The organism is Nocardia sp. NPDC049149 (assembly GCF_043197455.1).
Classification (GTDB): Bacteria; Actinomycetota; Actinomycetes; order Mycobacteriales; family Mycobacteriaceae; genus Nocardia.
On sequence record NZ_JBICTD010000010.1, the window covers coordinates 162,292 to 178,310 of the forward strand.

Sequence of the window (16,019 nt, forward strand, 5' to 3'; positions counted from 1 at the left end):
CGAGCAAGGGGGGATGTCCGGTCCGATACGAAAGGTCAACCGGCGGAATGGGAGTGGCGACCGTCGCGGCAGTGCGAATCGGTTGTTGCTACGGTCCCATCGGCGGTTGTGGCAGGTGGTGCGCCAGCGTCGAACCGGGGTCGGCTGTAGTCTCAACCTTCTTACAGTCTTACACGGCTCGCCGCCGATGTCACAGACTGGCCGGAGGTCGGCTTCAGCGCCCGGCATTGATGGCCGCAGTGGCGGCGGCCAGGGTTTGCGCGCGGTAGCTCGCACCGTACAAGACCACGTGAACCAGCAAGTGGTGCAGTTGATGCAGTGGGATGCGGACGCGCCAACCCTCGGCCAGTGGGTGAATCTCGTTGTAGGCGGCTCGGATTCGATCCAGATGCGGGGCGCCGAACAGTGCGAGCATGGCCAGGTCGGTTTCGCGGTGGCCGCCGTGGGCGGCGGGATCGATGAGCATGGCACGTTCAGCGGTCCAGCAGATGTTGCCGGACCAGAGATCACCGTGGATTCGCGCGGGTGGTTCTGGTGGGCCAGCCAGGGTGTCGATGCGCTCGATTACCTGCTCCAGCAAGGTGATTCCGTCGCGGCCGAGGGCCGCGGCGGCACCAGGCAGGTAGGGCGCGAGGCGACGTTCGGCGTACCAGCGGGGCCATGGGCCGGTGGAGCGGGCGTTGTCAAGGGGTAGTTCGGCGATCCAGCCTGGCCATGGCGCGCCGAATTCGCCGGGCGACTGCGCGTGCAGCGCGGCGAGCTCGCGGCCGAACCGTTCGGCGGCGGCCGGGGTGGGATCGATGGCGGCCAGCCATGGCAGCACGATCATCCGGTCGTCCGCGGCCAGCACCTCGGGGACGAGGTCGGAGCGGAGCCAGCGCAGGCCTGCCGCCTCGGCGGCGAAGACCGCGGTCGGCTCGGCAGACACCTTCGCGAACAGTGCACGTCCATCGGCCAAGGTGATGCGGTGCATGGTCCAGGCGTGCGACATCCCGAGGTCGGCGATGGCGCGAACCTCGGCACCGAGCACCGTGGCGAGGTGACCGGCGAGGCTCATCGGGCGGTGAGGAGCTTCATGGTGTCCTCGTCGGCGGGGAAGAACGATTCGATGGCGAGCTCGGCGACCGTCACGTTCATCGGCGTGCCGAACACCGTTGTCACGCTGATGAAGGACAGTTCGTTGCCGTCGCGGAGCAACCGAAGCGGGACCACCGTCTGATCCGGCTCCGGCAGCGCCAGCTCGGTGACACCGCCTGGGTAGGAACGTAATTCGTCGCGCAGTTCGACTAGCTCGGCCGCACCGGTGACCTCGATCTGACGCGAAAGTCTGGCAAGGATGTGGCCGCGCCATTCCGCGAGATTGGCGATGCTGCCTGCCAAGCCGTCGGGGTGCAGGCTCAGCCGCAGGGCATTCACCGGCGGGGTCAGTAGCGCGGGATCGATGCCGGTGAGCAGTTGCGCAACGCCGACGTTGGCGTCGACCATGGTCCAGCTCTGGTCGATGGCCAGGGCCGGATACGGCTCATGACCGACCAGGATCTGCCGCATCGCGCGGCGCACCGCGTCCATCGCGGGAGTATCGAGCGACGGTTCCGCGTAGACGGGGGCGTAGCCTGCGGCGAGCAACAGCCGATTGCGTTCGCGCAGTGGGATTTCCAGATGCTCGCTCAGGTGAACGAGCATCGTCCGGCTCGGCGTTGCGCGACCGGTCTCGATGAAACTGAGATGACGCGCCGACGTCTCGGCTCGCCCCGCCAATTCCAGCTGGCTCAGCCTGCGCTCGAGCCGCCAATGTCGCAGCAGGTCACCGGCCCTCTGAGTACTCACTCCCCGATCCTACGAACTGGCCGCGATCAGGACGATTACCTGGCAGGTAAAGGTCAGCGGACGGTGACGACGCGACTGTGCCAGCCGGTGGCGCCGTCGGGGAAGGGCGGGGTGCGGCGATCGGTTTGGGTGTTGCCGTCGCGGTCGGTGGCGCGGACGCGGAGCGTGTGCGGGCCGGGCGTTGCGGTCCAGGGCCAACGCCATTGGCGCCAGGTGTCGGTGGAGTATTCGTCGGCCAGTGTCGCCTGCTGCCATGGTTCGTTGTCGACCTGGACTTCGACGCCGTCGATGCCGCGATGTTGGGCCCACGCGACGCCCGCGACGGTGACGATGCCTGCCGGGACGGTGGCGAAGGACGCGGGGACATCGATACGCGATGCCGTCTTGACGGGTGCCTGTGCGGCCCAACCGCGTTCGGTCCAGTACGCCTCGGCGCGGTCGAACCGAGTGAGCTCGAGATCGACGACCCATTTGGTGGCGGACACGTAGCCGTAGAGACCGGGCACGATCAGCCGGGCGGGATATCCGTGGGCGATCGGCAACGGTTCGCCGTTCATGCCGACCGCCAGCAGCGCGGCACGACCGTCGGTGACCGCGGAAACCGGTGTGCTCGCAGTGAATCCGTCGATACTGCGCGACAAAAGCATGTCGGCCTCAGGTCGCACGCCTGCCTCGGCGAGTAACTCCGCCAGCGGATACCCGGTCCACACCGCGGTGCCCGCCAGCTCGCCCCCGACCTCGTTGGACACACACGTCATCGTGATCACCCGCTCGACCGCGGTCCGCTGCCGCAGCGCGTCGAAGTCCAATTCCATTGGCCGCTCGACCATCCCATGAATCCGCAGTCGCCACTCCGAACTCGGCAACCCAGGCAGCTGCAACGCCGTGTCCACCCGGTAGAACCGCTCGTTCGGCGTCACGAACTCCGTAACACCCGGAATCCCCACCCGGACACTAGATCCCGCCGCAGGTGCAGCCGCAATCGGCCGCGGCACCAGAAACCGCGCCCGATCAGCCACAACATCCCGCACCCGAGCGCCGATCCACTGCCCCGCAACAGCCGCCCCGGCGGTAACAGCCCCCACTCCAGCAGCCAGCGCAAGGAATCGCCGCCGCGAACGCACGGCCTTCGTGCCGGTGGCAGTGGTAGATCCACTACGCAACGCCGATTCGCCAAGTGACGCCCGTGCATCGGCCGACGCGGCGACACCCAGCTCAACGTTGTTCAGCCCAGCGCTCCCCGACCCAGCGCCCCCTGGCCCAGCGCTCCCGGGCGCAATGTCCCTCGGCTCAGCATTCCCCAGCTGAGCGTCCCCCGGCACGTTGGTCACGAGCAGCAGCAGAACGATGACACCGGCCGCCACACCGACCAGCGGCGGCAGTGCGAACCATGGTGTGGCCGTTGGACGTTGCAGTGCCGCCCACACTGCTACGCCGCCGAGGAGGACGAGGAGTCCGCTTGCTGCGCGTGGGCTGCGGCGGGCGAATACGCCGAGTAGTAGCGCGAAGACGATCATCACCGCCGCCATCGACACGAACAGTGCCAGTTTGTCGTTGCTCCCGAACTGCCGGATCGCCGCGTCTTTCAGCGCATGTGGCGTATGGTCTACCACCGCGGCGCCGATCGCATAGAACGGCGACGCCGCCGGATCGATCAGGGCGGCAACCATATGGCCGATGCCTAGTACGCTCAGCGCCGCAAGCAGTCCGGCGATGGCTGCGGCGGCAGTGCTCCACAGCCTCGAATACCTGTTGGAGGCATGACTTTTCACCATCGCTCGCTCATTTCAAGGGTCGGCGGCTGCCTGCCCGCGATGGTGGCGGGTCAGGCGAGATTCACGCTGGCGATCGGCGGCGTGGTCGGCTGTCGTGATCCGGCAGCGGGTTCCACGGTGACGGCCAGGGTGTCGATCAGGTCGAAGTAGGTCACCAGGACGGGACCAGAGGACGGCAGTGTGGTCAGCACGCCGGCAGAGTGGGCGGTCCCGCCGAGCGGCACCAGCCACAGCTGATACGCGGTGCCCTGCCTCGGTCCGGGGACGGACTCGAAAGTGGCAGTGGCAGCACCGATTCGATTCGATGTGTGGATCGTGAGAGTGCCGCCGCCCTCGACCGGCACGGTCCGCACCGCCACATCCGGCTGCGCAAGCACCAGCTGCGCGGTCAGCGCGGGCGGACCGTCCTCGGTCCGCTGCACGAGCACACCCACGGCCGACCCGATGGCGACCAGTACCGCGACCGCCGCCGCGAGCCAGCGCAGTCGCCGACTGCCGAAACCACCGTTCCGGCGCAGTTTCTCGGGAGAATCATCGAGGGCACGCAAGAGCGCGCTCTCCAAAGCAGGCGGCGGTGCGACCGCGTCGAGCACCGTGAGCGCGGCCAATGCTTCGCGCACGCTCGACACGATGCCGGTGAACGCGGTGGCGACGACCGGGTCCGCGTCGCGGAGCCGCTGCTCGATGCGGCGGCGCTCGAGCTCGGCGACCGCGTCCATCGCGTACGGGTAGGCCAGGTCGAGCAGGTCCGTGCCGGGCCGCTCACGCTCAGTCATGGCCCACCACAGGCTCATTCATCGTTATCACTTCCTGTCAGGCAGGTCGCCAGCCGCTTGAGTCCATCGCGGATACGGCTTTTGACGGTGGGTAGTGGGACCTCGAGTTGGTCGGCGACCTCGGTGTAGGTCCGGCCGCTGTAGTAGGCGAGCGCGACGGCCTCGCGCTGGATCGCGGTCAACGTCTCCAGGCAGGCGAGCACCGACTGCTCGTCGAAGCGTTGCCCGACCTCCTCGGCAACGACATCGTGGTCGCGGCCCAAATGCGCATGGCCGTAGACGATGTCGCGGCTGGCCGCGGACCGCTCGCGGCGGACGCGGTCCACCGCCCGCCGGTGGGTCAGCATCATCAGCCAGCCCATCGGACTGGACAGTTTGCGGTCGTAGTCCGCCGCGATCGACCACGCCTGCAGATACACCTCCTGGGTGATCTCCTCGGCCGCCGCGTGACTGCGCAGAATCCGCAGCGCCAGGCCGAAGACTCGATGGCTTGTCGCACGGTAGAACTCGGTGAAGGCGTCGCGATCTCCGGATCCCACCGCGTCGAGGAGTTCGACGAGCCGCTTGGTGTGCGCGACCTCCTCCGGATGCTCGCGCGGCGGACACGATGGCCCGCCGGCGCCGGTGTGGCGCAGGCGGATCGCGGCGAGCTTCGGCTCATGCGTCATGGTCACCTCCGCCGCCACCACCGGCACGGGCGAACGAGGACTGGATCTGCGACAGTGACACGGCGAGCTCGACTCCTGGTGGGCGGGACCATCTCGAACAACGTGCTATGCGGCGGGCGGCTGCAGAACGGTATCGATCATGTACACCGTCGCATTGGCGGTCTTCACTCCGCCGCAGATCACCGAAGCGTCGCCGACCTTGATGGCGTCGCCGGATCGGGTGACGGTGACATCGGCGCCTGCGACGGTCTGGTGCGTGCCCGCGATCTTGTCCGGCGCGATCTGGCCGGGGACCACATGGTAGGTAAGGATTTTCGTCAGGGTGGCGGAATCGGTCTTCAGCGCTTCCACGGTCGCCGGATCAATCTTGGCGAAGGCCGCATCGACCGGCGCGAACACCGTGAACTGGCCGCCGTTGAGCGTGTCGACCAGATTGACCTGCGGGTTGAGCTTGCCGGACACCGCGGCGACCAGCGTGGTCAGCAGCGGGTTGTGCGAAGCCGCCGTGGCGACCGGATCCTGGGCCATGCCGCTGACCGAGCCTGCCCCGGTGGGGACCTGCTGAGCGTACGCCTGGCAGCCTGCGCCGACCAAGCCTGCGGCCGAGGTCGCCGCGGTCGTCACCGGCGCCGACGAGCTGGCGGAGGCGCTGTCGGACTTGTCGGAGGAGCAGGCGGCACCGCTCGCTACCGCTGCCGTCAGCAGCATCGCCGCCACCACCGAACGTCGCATCATTGTCATTGTTGTCTTTCGCTTCCGTCGTGACGGCTCGCAGCCGTGCTGGGATTGACGGAACGGAATTCGCCTTGCCGAGCGGGGCGGATGGGTCGTCTTTCGAAGTAGTCCGTTCAGCAACGGAACGGCAAGCCCCGTGGGGCAGGGGTGCCCGGCTCGACGGCCTCGATCCGATGGGACAGGATGGGGTTTTGGGTCGGTGTGCGGCGAGAGGTGCGGGATGACTACTACGGCGGAGTCCGTGTTCGATACCGATACGGCGAGTGACCGGGTCGGCGAGCACGAATACGCGTTGCCGCTGTCGGATCGGTGGAAAACCTTCATCGGCACCGTCAACGGTGGATATCTGCTGGCCACCTGTTTGCAGGCGCTGCGGCGCGAACTGCCGCAGCCCGATCTGCTGTCCGCGTCCGCACATTTCCTGCGGCCGGGCACGCCGGGACCGGCACGGATCGTCACCGACGTAGCGCGCATCGGGCGGCGCACCGGGACCGCACAGGCGACACTGCTGCGCGACGACCGCGAAATCCTGCGCGTGCTCGCGACATTCACCGATTTCGCGGCCGCGGAAGGGCCGACGCTGGTGAGTGCGGAACCGCCCGTGTTGCCTTCGCCCGAACAATGCATCGATCCCACTGACGGGTTCCCGAAGGACCGCCCCGAAATCTCACGGCGGATCGAATTCCGGATGACCGAGGTGCCGGGCTTCTGGCGCGGAACTCCCAGTGGCAAAACCACTATGGAGTTCTGGATGCGCTTCGCCGACGGTCGCGAGCCCGACCCGATCGCCCTCGCGATGCTCGTCGACGCCGCCGTCCCTGTCGTGTTCGAGCTCGGCATTCCGGGCTCGGCCACCGTCGAACTCACGGTGCACATCCGCCAGCGGCCTGCCCCCGGCTGGCTGGCCTGCCGGGTGACCACCCACTATCTGATCGATGGCTTCCATGAGGAGGACTTCGAAATATGGGACAGCACAGGGGCTTTGGTTGCCCAGTCGCGACAGCTCGCGATCGTCTCGACGTAGCCGATCAGGCCGGTGGTGCGATCTTGGCGATCGAGACGGTGTTCCCGTCACGTGCCACGGTCACGAACTGGCGGTAGGTGCGGATGGCGGTGTTGGGGCGGATCTCGGTGATCACCACGTCGAATCGGCCGTCGGGCATGGGCGTGATCAGCACACAGTGCTGGGTGCCCGCCGGGATCGACTCGATCCCCGCGGCGATGACGTCGACGGCGGGCACGTAGGCGTCGGGGGTCGTCAGCGACCGTGCGGCGATCCCGGACCGGGACACGTAGTAGGCGTACTGGAAGGCCAGGATCACGTCCGGTCCGGAGTCGGTCGATCCGGTTCCGTTGCCGCGCACCACCTGTTCGCTCCTGGTCGGCTGGCAGCCGGGGCCGCCGCCGAGCACCGGATCCCCGTAGGTGGCCGACTGTCGCGGTGCGCTCACCGCCGCCGTGTACACCAGCACCACCGCCACCGCGGCCGTGGTCGCCGCCACTGCGGCGGTGCCGACCAGCCAGGACTTGCGGGTCCGGTGCACATGCCAGCGCTGCGGTCCGCTGGGCGGAATCATGCCCGGCCACAACGGTACTGCCACCCGGCGCCGTCGGGGCCGCGCGGCCGCACTCCCCCCGGAAATGTTGGACGACGACATCATTCCGTCGCACCCCCTTACCGGTGCCTGCTCAGCGCACTCAGCAAACCCCTCAATGCCTTTGCGCAGTAACAACATTGCACACCTGTCCGGATTGTGCCCGGCGAATGGGTCAGACCGGTCCCGAGGAGTGATACCCGGCGCCGGCGAACGCCGGGTAGCTGCGCCGCCCGAGCGGCCCGCGACCCGGGCGTCCATCCCCGGTCACGACCCGCTCATCCAGGCGTAATCAGGTGCGGCTCGGGATCATCCGCAACCTGCGGGCGTTCGCGGCGAAGGTCAGCGGTGCGGCCGCGAGCAGCGCGACACCGATGTACAGGAGCTGCTCGGGAATTCGGATCCACAACGGGGATGCGGGGGCGCCGTGGAAGGGGATCTCCTGCACGGCGGCATAGATATTGGCCGGGATCAGGAAGACGAACAGGACGGCCAGACCGATGCCGGCCCAGCGGCGCGTGCGGGCGACCACGAGGCAGACCGCGCCGAGCAGTTCGAGGATGCCGGTGAAATAGACCATCAGGTCGGGGAACGGGACGAACGGCGGCACCATCGCGGTGAGGTCGGCGTGGGTCGGCACCGGCCCGTCAGCGAAGCTCGCCGGGACGAAATGCGTTGTGCCCGTGACGACCAGCAGCACCGCGAGGGCGTAGGCCGCGCTGGTCGACCAATCGAGGCGGCGGACACCGAGCGCGCCGGCCAGACGCAGCGCGGTGAGCAGGACTACGAGCAGGACAAGGGTTTCCATCACGCCTCCGTGCGGGGTTCAGACGAGCGGCGCGCGGGCCGCGCAGCAATCGAAACTATTACTATCGATAGTTGTACTATCAGCGTTGATTATGGATAGCTGTGCTTCCCACTGTCAATACGGAGGAGACACCGTGCGCATCGCCGAACTCAGCCGTGCAAGCGGCGTTCCGCCTGCCACGATCAAGTACTACCTGCGCGAAGGATTGCTGCCGACCGGCGTCCGGACCGCCCGCAACCAGGTCGACTACGGCGACGACCACGTCAACCGGCTGCGGCTGATCCGGGCGCTGGTCGACATCGGCGGGGTGTCCATCAGCGCGGCCGCCGAACTGCTCGCCGTGCTCGACACCGGCAGCCTCACCGCCAGAGAGGCACTCGGCGAAGCCATGTATGCACTGCGCGGGCGCCGCTCCCCCGTCGGCGCGGACCAGCAAACGACCGCAGAAAGCGACGTCGATGCGCTGCTCATGCGGCGCGGCTGGCAGATCGGTGCGGACAGCCCGGCCCGGCACACCCTGACCGATGTCTGCGCCGCACTACGTCAACTCGGCCACACCGACGTGCTTGCCGTCATCGACGACTACGCCGCCGCGGCCGAAGCCGTCGCCACCATCGACATCGGCATCGTTCGCGCCGAACCCACCGTCGAGCGAATGACCGAAACCGCCATCGTCGGAACGGTTCTCGGTGACACGATGCTCTCCGCACTGCGTCGGCTAGCACAGGAGCACGTCTCCGGAATCGCTCTCCCGGAGTGATGCGTCGCGATAATCGCACTGTGCCCGAACAGATCTCGCCGGGTGCGCCGATGGTGGCGCACCCGGCGAGACCAGGTGCCGACCTCGAAGGGTCGGGTTCGTATCAGTGGATCATCGAGCGGTCGAGCGGGACAGGTTCCAGCGCTGCCAGGTTGCGTCCTCGAGGTTGTCGAGGATCGGTTGACGCGCCTGACTGCGCAGCGGCGCGGGCAGACGATCGAGCGCAGGCAGTGCATCAGGCGACAGTTCGCTCAAGTACGCGGTATCGAGCGTGCCACCCTGCTTCCAACGGTCGATGTTCTTGTCGGCGATCAGCCGTTCCGGGTTCACCACGGCCAGGGCGAGCAGGCTCACCATCACCGTGCCCAACATGGCGCGGGGCAACCATGTTCGGCGCAGGAGCGGCAGGTCGGCGAGCACGAGCAGATAAGCGAGACCGAACCACAGTGCGAACGCCTCGACAATCAGCCGTTGCACCGTGAAGCCGTAAGCCTCCTGATAGGCCCACATCCGATTGTGTGCCGAGACGACGATGACCAGCGAGAGCACGCTCACCGCCGAAAGCAGCACCCGCAACCACCATCGATCGGCCCCCGAATCATCGGCAGCCCAATGCAATACCACCAGAATCACGATGAGGCTCAGGATGGACACCGCCAGCAGCTGCCAGAATCCGCTGCGCGCATACTCGGCGTAGGTGAGTCCGGCCGTGCGCTGCACATAGTCGGCGCCGCCGAACATCGCCGCGAACTGGACGCCGACGAACAGCCCGAACAACGCGGTCAGCGCGCCGACCGGGAGCGCCCACTCCAGTCGACTCAACCGCCGATAGCTCACTCCCCCTGTGGATTCCGCGGCAGGCGAAGGTGGACCGGCCAGCAGATACAAGGCACCGAGCGTGCCGAGTCCGGCAATAGCGAACACCAAGATCCACTGCACGATCCGACCGCCGTCCAGCTGTGGCGTCGCCGAATCGAGCAGCCGCGCGAAGGTCGCATCCGCACCGACGAGCAGCGGAACAAAGACCGCGAGCAAGGCGATGGTGACTGCCACGGACGACGCCACCCGCACCCCGGTCCGCGACGCCCCCTTGCGCACCCGCGCCAGTCCGGCGAAGGCCCACTGCGCACCCGACCACGTGGCCAACGGCACCGCGATCACTTCATAGAAGACCCCGTGGACCGTCCGCCGCCCTACCACAGCCAGCGAAGCGGCCAAAGCCGACGACAGCACGCACAGTCCGACCAACCATTCGGCCGCCCGGATCGTCCCGACCGCCAACAGCAGAATCAGTAGCGCTGTCCACCAAACACGACCCCACCCACCGACTTTCGCCAGTATGACGGCGAGACCCGCTAAGACGTCCTCGTCGTCCTTCGCGTCGGAGTTCTTCGCCGGCATCGGCGGTGCGGTGGCGGCACCGATCTCCTCGTTCCCCGCAGTCGATCCATCGGAATCCGAGGCAGGAACCTCGACGCCAGCCCGCTTCGAGCTATCAGCATCCGGCACCACCGCCGAACCATCGACTGCTGGACTCGACTGCACCGCAACAGATTCCGGCTCACCCTCGGGAGATTCCGACTCACCCCCGGAAGCTTCGGCGTCACCCCCTGGAGCTTCGGCCGACGGCTGATCGCCGGTCGAGACCTCCTTCCCGGAGCTCGCCTCCACTACCGGCTCCGGTGCGCTCGCGGATTTCGGCTCCACCGTCGAATCCACCCCACGGGAATTCGACACGGCTGCCTCAGATTTCGAGTCCTCCTTCGGCTGCGCGCCTGCGGATTCCGGCGTCGCTGTCGAATGCTCCCCTCCGGGATTCGACACGGCAACATCAGGTTCCGCGTCCCCCGCGGGCCGTGCCCAAACGGCTTGCGGGACAGCCGCCGAATCCACCCCACGGGAATTCGACGCGCCGGACTCGGTATCCACCGCCTGGTCCGCGTCCGAGGACACTGCCGCATCCGAAGCGGCTCGGCGGGCGTTGCGGTCGACCAGGTAGATCGCCGCCATGGCGACCAATGCCGTAAGCAACCAACCGATTCCAGGGTCGTCCACCGGGATCAGCACTGCCGCGGCAACCGCGGTGACGAGCGCGGCGGGTACCACACCGGGTGGACAGGCGACCCGCTGCCACCTGGGCACCACCCGCATCGGTATCGGCGGCAGCGCCGGGTTGGACGGGTACCGGAGCGTCTCGATCGGCGCCTTTCGGCTCGTCGACCGTTCTGCGGACAACAGCCCAACCACGGAGGCGGTGGCGGAGGGCGGCGGAGCCGGTATCCCGGTCTCCGGTTGTCGTGCCGGAGCGGTTGGGGTTTCCGTGTTTTCGGGCATTTGCTTCTTTCTGCAGGCGTGCGGGATCGACCCGCGACCGTCTTGCGGTTCGGGTTGGCGGGAAACGGTGAATCAGGTTCGGATAATTGCTAGGTCAGTTGGTGAAATGTCGCTAGCGACAGGTGTTTCGGTGAAGATCGTCTAGTTGTCGGGGATAGTTACGCGGATGCGGGACCCGGGGTCGGCCACCGCGATGGTGCCGCCGTGCAGGTCGACCACCCAGCGCGAGATGGCCAGGCCGAGGCCGGTACCGCCGCCGTCGCTGCGGCCGCCGCGGGTGAAACGGTCGAAGACGCGGGCACGTTCGGCGGGCGGGATGCCGGGCCCGTCGTCGGCGACCTCGATCACCAGCTGACCAGGAAGCCGCCTGGCCCTGAGCCGGACCTCGCCCCCGGACGGGCCATGCCTCGCCGCATTGTCGAGCAGGTTGTGCAGCACCTGTTGCAGACGCGCACGATCGGCGAATACCGTTGCGGCACTTGGCGCTATGTCGGTGGTGAACCGGACGCCACGACCGAGCGCCGCGACGGCGACCTCCGCCTCGGCAACCACCTCGGCGAACAGCGGTGCCACGTCGAGCCTTTCGCGGTCCAGCGGAAAGGCGCCCGCTTCGATGCTGGACAGATCGAGCAGCTCCGAAACGAGCAGGCTCAGTCGCTCGGTCTGTGCCAGCGCGGTGCGCAACGTCTTCGGGTCCGGTTCGGACACCCCGTCGACGAGGTTCTCCAGCACCGCGTTCAGCGCGGTGATCGGCGTGCGTAGCTCGTGGGACACATTGGCGATCAGATCGCGGCGTTGCTGATCGGCGTCCGCGAGATCCGCGGCCATCTGATTGAATGCCTCGGCCAGCTGCCCGACCTCGTCCTTGGAACTCGCCCGCACCCTGCGGGTGTAATCACCCTGCGCCATCTGCTTCGCCGCCGCCGTCATCGCCCGCAGCGGCCTGGTGAGCCCGTGCGCAAGAAACTGCGACGTCACCAACGCGATGACCACCGCGGCCAACGTCGTCTTCGGCGGCAACCACCCGATCTTCAGCCGGAAGAACCCGAACGCGGCACCGCCGGAACACAACATCAGAATCGCCAGCTTCAACTTGATCCACGGCACCGGATCCAACGGCCGAGGCAACGCCTCGGACAGATACTCCGCAGTCTCACGCAACCGCCGCACCTGGCGATGCCAAGCCATCGTGACCGCGGCACGCCATGTCGGCCTCGGCTCAACCGTCGTTTCCACCTTGGCAGCAGCACGCTTCCGCCGCGAACCGACTCCCAGCGCAGGTTCGAGGGCCACAGCATCATTAGCGTGTTCGGGCACCACCACACCCTCGGTGTGCTCGTCGCTCGGGACGGACCCGTCCGCGCTCATCCCGCCTCCTGTCTCGCGGCAGGTGTGCCACCGCATAAGGGTGGCAGGCGTTTCGCGGTGCGTCCCGTGCGACTGCTGAGCGAAGTCGGCGGCTTCGCCCCCGGCCAGGCACGGACGCGGGTACCCGCTTCTCATCGCGCCTCCAGGGCGTACCCGACGCCGTGGACGGTGCGGATCAGATCAGAGCCGAGTTTGCGCCGCAGGGCCTTCACGTGGCTGTCGACAACCCGGGTGCCTGCCGCGTCGGCCCAGTCCCAGACCTCTTCGAGCAGGCGCTCACGAGCCAGGACCGCGCGCGGCCTGCGGGCCAGCCTGGTGAGCAGATCGAACTCGAGCGGGGTCAGCTGCGCTTCGACATCGGCCCGCCACACGCGACGCTGGTCGAGGTCGATCCGAAGGTCGCCGACCACGATCGAGACACCGTCACGGTCCGCGGCACGATCCACCCGCCGCAGCAGCGCGTGCACGCGGGCGGTGAGCACCCGCAGCGAGAACGGCTTGGTCAGATAGTCGTCCGCGCCGACACCGAGCCCGATGAGCTGATCGGTTTCGTCGGTCCGCGCGGTCAACATCAACACCGGCACCGACCGCTCGGCCTGAATCCGTCTGCACACCTCGAGCCCGTCGAACCCGGGCAGCATCACATCGAGCACCACCAGATCGGGCTGCACCGCCGCCGCCATCGCCACCGCGCCCGGCCCGTCATGAGCCAACTCGACGGTGAACCCTTCGGCGCGCAACCGCGCCGCCACGGATTCCGCGATGGTCACCTCGTCGTCGACCACCAGAATCCGCCGCGCCAGGTGTCCCCCACCAGCTCCGTTCTGCTCCATGAACCGAAACCCTAGCCACCCGCTGTGGAGAGGTATTGATCCAATTGTGGAGATTCCGTGTGCACCCCCACCCCACTGCCCCCAATCCTCGGGGCCCACCCCGTTCCGGAGTTGGTCAACTGATCACGAGGCACTGGTGGCGGCAACGTTCGTAGAGCTCTTCGCCACCAGTGCCCTCTCAGCACGAAACCACCCAGGTGATCGGGCCAGTGAGTCGGAACTGGCCTGCGACAGGGGCGTCGGCGTGCTCGAGGATGGGGACCATGATCGAAACGACCGCGTTGCTCGGCATTGCTGCTGCTGAGCTCGGGATGGTGCTGACGCCGGGGCCGAACATGATGTACCTGGTGTCGCGCTCGGTGTCGCAGGGGCGGCGGGCCGGGTTGGTGTCGCTGTCTGGCGTGGCGGTCGGGTTCATGGTGTACCTCGCGGCGGCCACGGCCGGGATCACCGCGATCTTCGCGACGGTGCCCGGGCTGTATCTCGCCGTGAAGCTGGCCGGGGCCGGCTATTTGGCGTACTTGGCGTGGAAAACGTTGCGCGGCGGTATCTCTGCGTTCGAACCGTCGATGCTTCCGCCCGATCCCACTCGCAAACTGTTCACCATGGGGTTGGTCACCAACCTGCTCAATCCCAAGATCGCGATCATCTACATGGCGCTGATCCCGCAGTTCGTGAACCCTGAGCACGGCCGCGTCTGGTTGCAGAGCCTGCTGCTCGGGTCGGTCCAGATCAGCATCGCGTTGATCGTCAACGGGATGATCGTGCTCGGCGCGGCCGCGGTCGCGACCTTCCTCACCGGCCGCCCGCTCTGGCTGCGGGCGCAACGCTGGATCACCGGCACCCTGCTCGGCACCATCGCCGTCCTCTTGGCCACCGACCGATCCCGCCCACTCCCGGCCTAGTCCGTCGGGCGAGATCGGCCGACCACACGGTTGACGGCGAACCTCGCTGCAGGGATCAGGACGGCAAAGTTTCCCGATACTGGTCTAACGGTGCGGCGGTCTTGGTCGCGACGAACTTGGTGATCGTGTACTCCGCGACGCCGGCGACGGTGAACGGATCGCTCTCGGCGATCTCCGCCATCTTTGTTCGGTCGTCGCCGAGCGCGATGATGACGCCCCCGTCACGGGGCTCCTTGCGGCCGGAAGCGAGGAAGACCCCACTTGCGTAGTGGGCGTCCAACCACGCCACATGGTCGGAAAGGACCGCGTCAACGCGTTCCATCGGGGCAATGTAGGTCAGCTCCAACACGAACATGCCCCATACGTTACGACTCTCGCGGGTACCGAGCGGCTTTGGTCTCCGCCGGATTCGCGCGTGCGGCTTTGTCGACGGTAACCCAAGACCGGAAACCAAGCCCACCAGCCGCTTTGCGTGGTGTGGCCGAGTTCACGGGTGCACGTGTGGTGTTCGTGAGTAGCGTCCGAAGTATGGACAATGAGGGACCGAGCCGGACAGCACTCGCGACCGCCTACGCCCGTGCCTATCATCAAATTGCGGACCGGCCAAGGATTCTTACCGATCCGCTGGCGGCACGCCTGCTGGGTGTCACCGAGGATGAGCTGGCCGAATTGGGTGGGACCGCAGCGAATCGTCCCGAGAGCGGTGCGAACTCGGGGATCCTGCGGCTCGCTGCCGGCGATCGGCCGCGCCGCCTCTTCTTTGCCGCTCGCGCCCGCTGCGCCGAGGATCGGCTGGCCGCGGCGGTCGCGACCGGCGTGCGACAGGTCGTGATCCTCGGCGCGGGCCTGGATACCTTCGCCTACCGCAACCCGCATCCCGGCCTGCATGTCTTCGAGGTCGACCATCCCGCTACCCAAGCGTGGAAGCACGAACGCCTCGCCGCCTCCGGTATCGACCAGCCGGAGAGTGCGACCTTCGTGCCGGTCGACTTCGAAACCGACACCCTGGCAGCAGGATTGGCGTCCGCCGGGTTCAGCCGGACCGATCCGGCCGTATTCGTCTGGCTCGGTGTTGTCTACTATCTGACCCCGGACGCCGCCCGCACCACCCTCGACTACATCGCTGGTCAATCCGCGCCGGTTGAGGTGATCTTCGACTACCTGCAGTCGGCGGACACCGACGAGGATCGTGCACGGTTGCAGGCGCGCGCACAGCGAGCACAAGCCGTCGGCGAACCCTGGTTCAGCTACTTCACTCCCGACGACATCGCCGCACAACTGCGGGCGCTCGGCTTCACCGATATCGAAGACCGCTCCGCCACCGACGTCATCGCCGGATACCACAATGGCTCAACGGAATTCGCGGGCGAACCACCCCAATCACTGCGCCCGGTCCGCATACTACGAGCGAGCCGCTGATTGCCTTGTCGATATTCCGCCGCCCTGGCCTGTAGTTCCAGCGCGCGGTCCGGGATGCGGTCGCGAAGAGGCGCACGAGGGACCGCCGCAACAACTGCCCCACAACCCCACGGCGACACCTGACCACTCGAGCGAACCACTGACGACTCCCCCTGCGTATCGGCACGGCGAGTTCAGTTCGTTCAATCGACTGGATCCCAGGCATCGACAGCCGAA

Annotated in this window: 16 protein-coding genes; 4 read left to right on the top strand and 12 right to left on the bottom strand. The window is 67.3% G+C overall.

From position 1 onward, the window contains the following. Positions 1-214: 214 nt before the first annotated feature. The 6 genes from ACGFNJ_RS34140 to ACGFNJ_RS34165 all read right to left on the bottom strand — a co-directional run bounded on the left by ACGFNJ_RS34140 (position 215) and on the right by ACGFNJ_RS34165 (position 5,778). Positions 215-1,057 carry a fructosamine kinase family protein gene (locus ACGFNJ_RS34140; RefSeq protein ID WP_393457909.1) on the bottom strand — a complete coding sequence of 281 codons (843 nt, stop codon included), beginning with the start codon at positions 1,055-1,057 and terminating at the stop codon, positions 215-217. After that, positions 1,054-1,827, bottom strand: a complete 774-nt coding sequence (locus tag ACGFNJ_RS34145) for a helix-turn-helix domain-containing protein (RefSeq protein ID WP_393457912.1) — start codon at positions 1,825-1,827, stop codon at positions 1,054-1,056. Before ACGFNJ_RS34145 ends, ACGFNJ_RS34140 begins: the two co-directional genes overlap by 4 nt. 53 nt (positions 1,828-1,880) lie before the next feature. After that, positions 1,881-3,602: a molybdopterin-dependent oxidoreductase gene (locus tag ACGFNJ_RS34150; RefSeq protein WP_393457915.1), complete on the bottom strand. Its 1,722-nt coding sequence runs from the start codon at positions 3,600-3,602 to the stop codon at positions 1,881-1,883. A gap of 50 nt (positions 3,603-3,652) precedes the next feature. Continuing rightward, positions 3,653-4,378, bottom strand: coding sequence for an anti-sigma factor domain-containing protein (locus ACGFNJ_RS34155; protein ID WP_393457918.1), 726 nt, complete (start codon positions 4,376-4,378; stop codon positions 3,653-3,655). A gap of 14 nt (positions 4,379-4,392) precedes the next feature. Continuing rightward, entirely contained in the window at positions 4,393-5,046 is a 654-nt protein-coding gene (gene sigK / locus ACGFNJ_RS34160; protein WP_393457921.1) for an ECF RNA polymerase sigma factor SigK, read from the bottom strand. 105 nt (positions 5,047-5,151) lie between these two features. Further along, entirely contained in the window at positions 5,152-5,778 is a 627-nt protein-coding gene (locus ACGFNJ_RS34165; RefSeq protein ID WP_393458473.1) for a fasciclin domain-containing protein, read from the bottom strand. Positions 5,779-6,001: 223 nt separating this feature from the next. Here ACGFNJ_RS34165 and ACGFNJ_RS34170 point away from each other — a divergent pair, with 223 nt between their 5' ends. Continuing rightward, positions 6,002-6,805, top strand: a complete 804-nt coding sequence (locus ACGFNJ_RS34170) for a thioesterase family protein (RefSeq protein ID WP_393457924.1) — start codon at positions 6,002-6,004, stop codon at positions 6,803-6,805. A 4-nt stretch (positions 6,806-6,809) separates the two neighbouring features. Here ACGFNJ_RS34170 and ACGFNJ_RS34175 read toward each other — a convergent pair whose 3' ends face one another. Beyond that, complete coding sequence (locus ACGFNJ_RS34175; RefSeq protein ID WP_393457927.1) at positions 6,810-7,382, bottom strand: hypothetical protein; 573 nt, start codon at positions 7,380-7,382, stop codon at positions 6,810-6,812. 286 nt (positions 7,383-7,668) lie between these two features. Then, positions 7,669-8,184 (bottom strand): hypothetical protein, encoded by a 516-nt coding sequence (locus ACGFNJ_RS34180; RefSeq protein ID WP_393457930.1) that lies wholly within the window; start codon positions 8,182-8,184, stop codon positions 7,669-7,671. A 133-nt stretch (positions 8,185-8,317) separates the two neighbouring features. Between ACGFNJ_RS34180 and ACGFNJ_RS34185 the strand changes: the two genes are divergently transcribed. Further along, positions 8,318-8,944: a MerR family transcriptional regulator gene (locus ACGFNJ_RS34185; protein ID WP_393457933.1), complete on the top strand. Its 627-nt coding sequence runs from the start codon at positions 8,318-8,320 to the stop codon at positions 8,942-8,944. Between the two features lie 111 nt (positions 8,945-9,055). Here ACGFNJ_RS34185 and ACGFNJ_RS34190 read toward each other — a convergent pair whose 3' ends face one another. The 3 genes from ACGFNJ_RS34190 to ACGFNJ_RS34200 form a co-directional block, all read right to left on the bottom strand. Continuing rightward, entirely contained in the window at positions 9,056-11,278 is a 2,223-nt protein-coding gene (locus tag ACGFNJ_RS34190) for a DUF4153 domain-containing protein (RefSeq protein ID WP_393457936.1), read from the bottom strand. A gap of 141 nt (positions 11,279-11,419) precedes the next feature. Next, the gene (locus ACGFNJ_RS34195) at positions 11,420-12,466 is read right to left on the bottom strand and encodes an ATP-binding protein (RefSeq protein WP_393458476.1); all 1,047 of its coding nucleotides are present in this window, start codon (positions 12,464-12,466) and stop codon (positions 11,420-11,422) included. Between the two features lie 311 nt (positions 12,467-12,777). Beyond that, the gene (locus ACGFNJ_RS34200) at positions 12,778-13,479 is read right to left on the bottom strand and encodes a response regulator (RefSeq protein ID WP_393457939.1); all 702 of its coding nucleotides are present in this window, start codon (positions 13,477-13,479) and stop codon (positions 12,778-12,780) included. A gap of 263 nt (positions 13,480-13,742) precedes the next feature. On the opposite strand from ACGFNJ_RS34200, the gene ACGFNJ_RS34205 reads away from it, so the two are divergent. Then, entirely contained in the window at positions 13,743-14,384 is a 642-nt protein-coding gene (locus tag ACGFNJ_RS34205; RefSeq protein WP_393457942.1) for a LysE family translocator, read from the top strand. A gap of 55 nt (positions 14,385-14,439) precedes the next feature. On the opposite strand, the gene ACGFNJ_RS34210 is transcribed toward ACGFNJ_RS34205, so the two are convergent. Continuing rightward, positions 14,440-14,739, bottom strand: a complete 300-nt coding sequence (locus tag ACGFNJ_RS34210; RefSeq protein ID WP_393457945.1) for a YciI family protein — start codon at positions 14,737-14,739, stop codon at positions 14,440-14,442. 173 nt (positions 14,740-14,912) lie between these two features. On the opposite strand from ACGFNJ_RS34210, the gene ACGFNJ_RS34215 reads away from it, so the two are divergent. Further along, on the top strand, positions 14,913-15,803 hold the full coding sequence (locus tag ACGFNJ_RS34215) for a class I SAM-dependent methyltransferase (protein WP_393457948.1): 891 nt from the start codon (positions 14,913-14,915) through the stop codon (positions 15,801-15,803). The last annotated feature ends 216 nt before the right edge of the window (positions 15,804-16,019 follow it).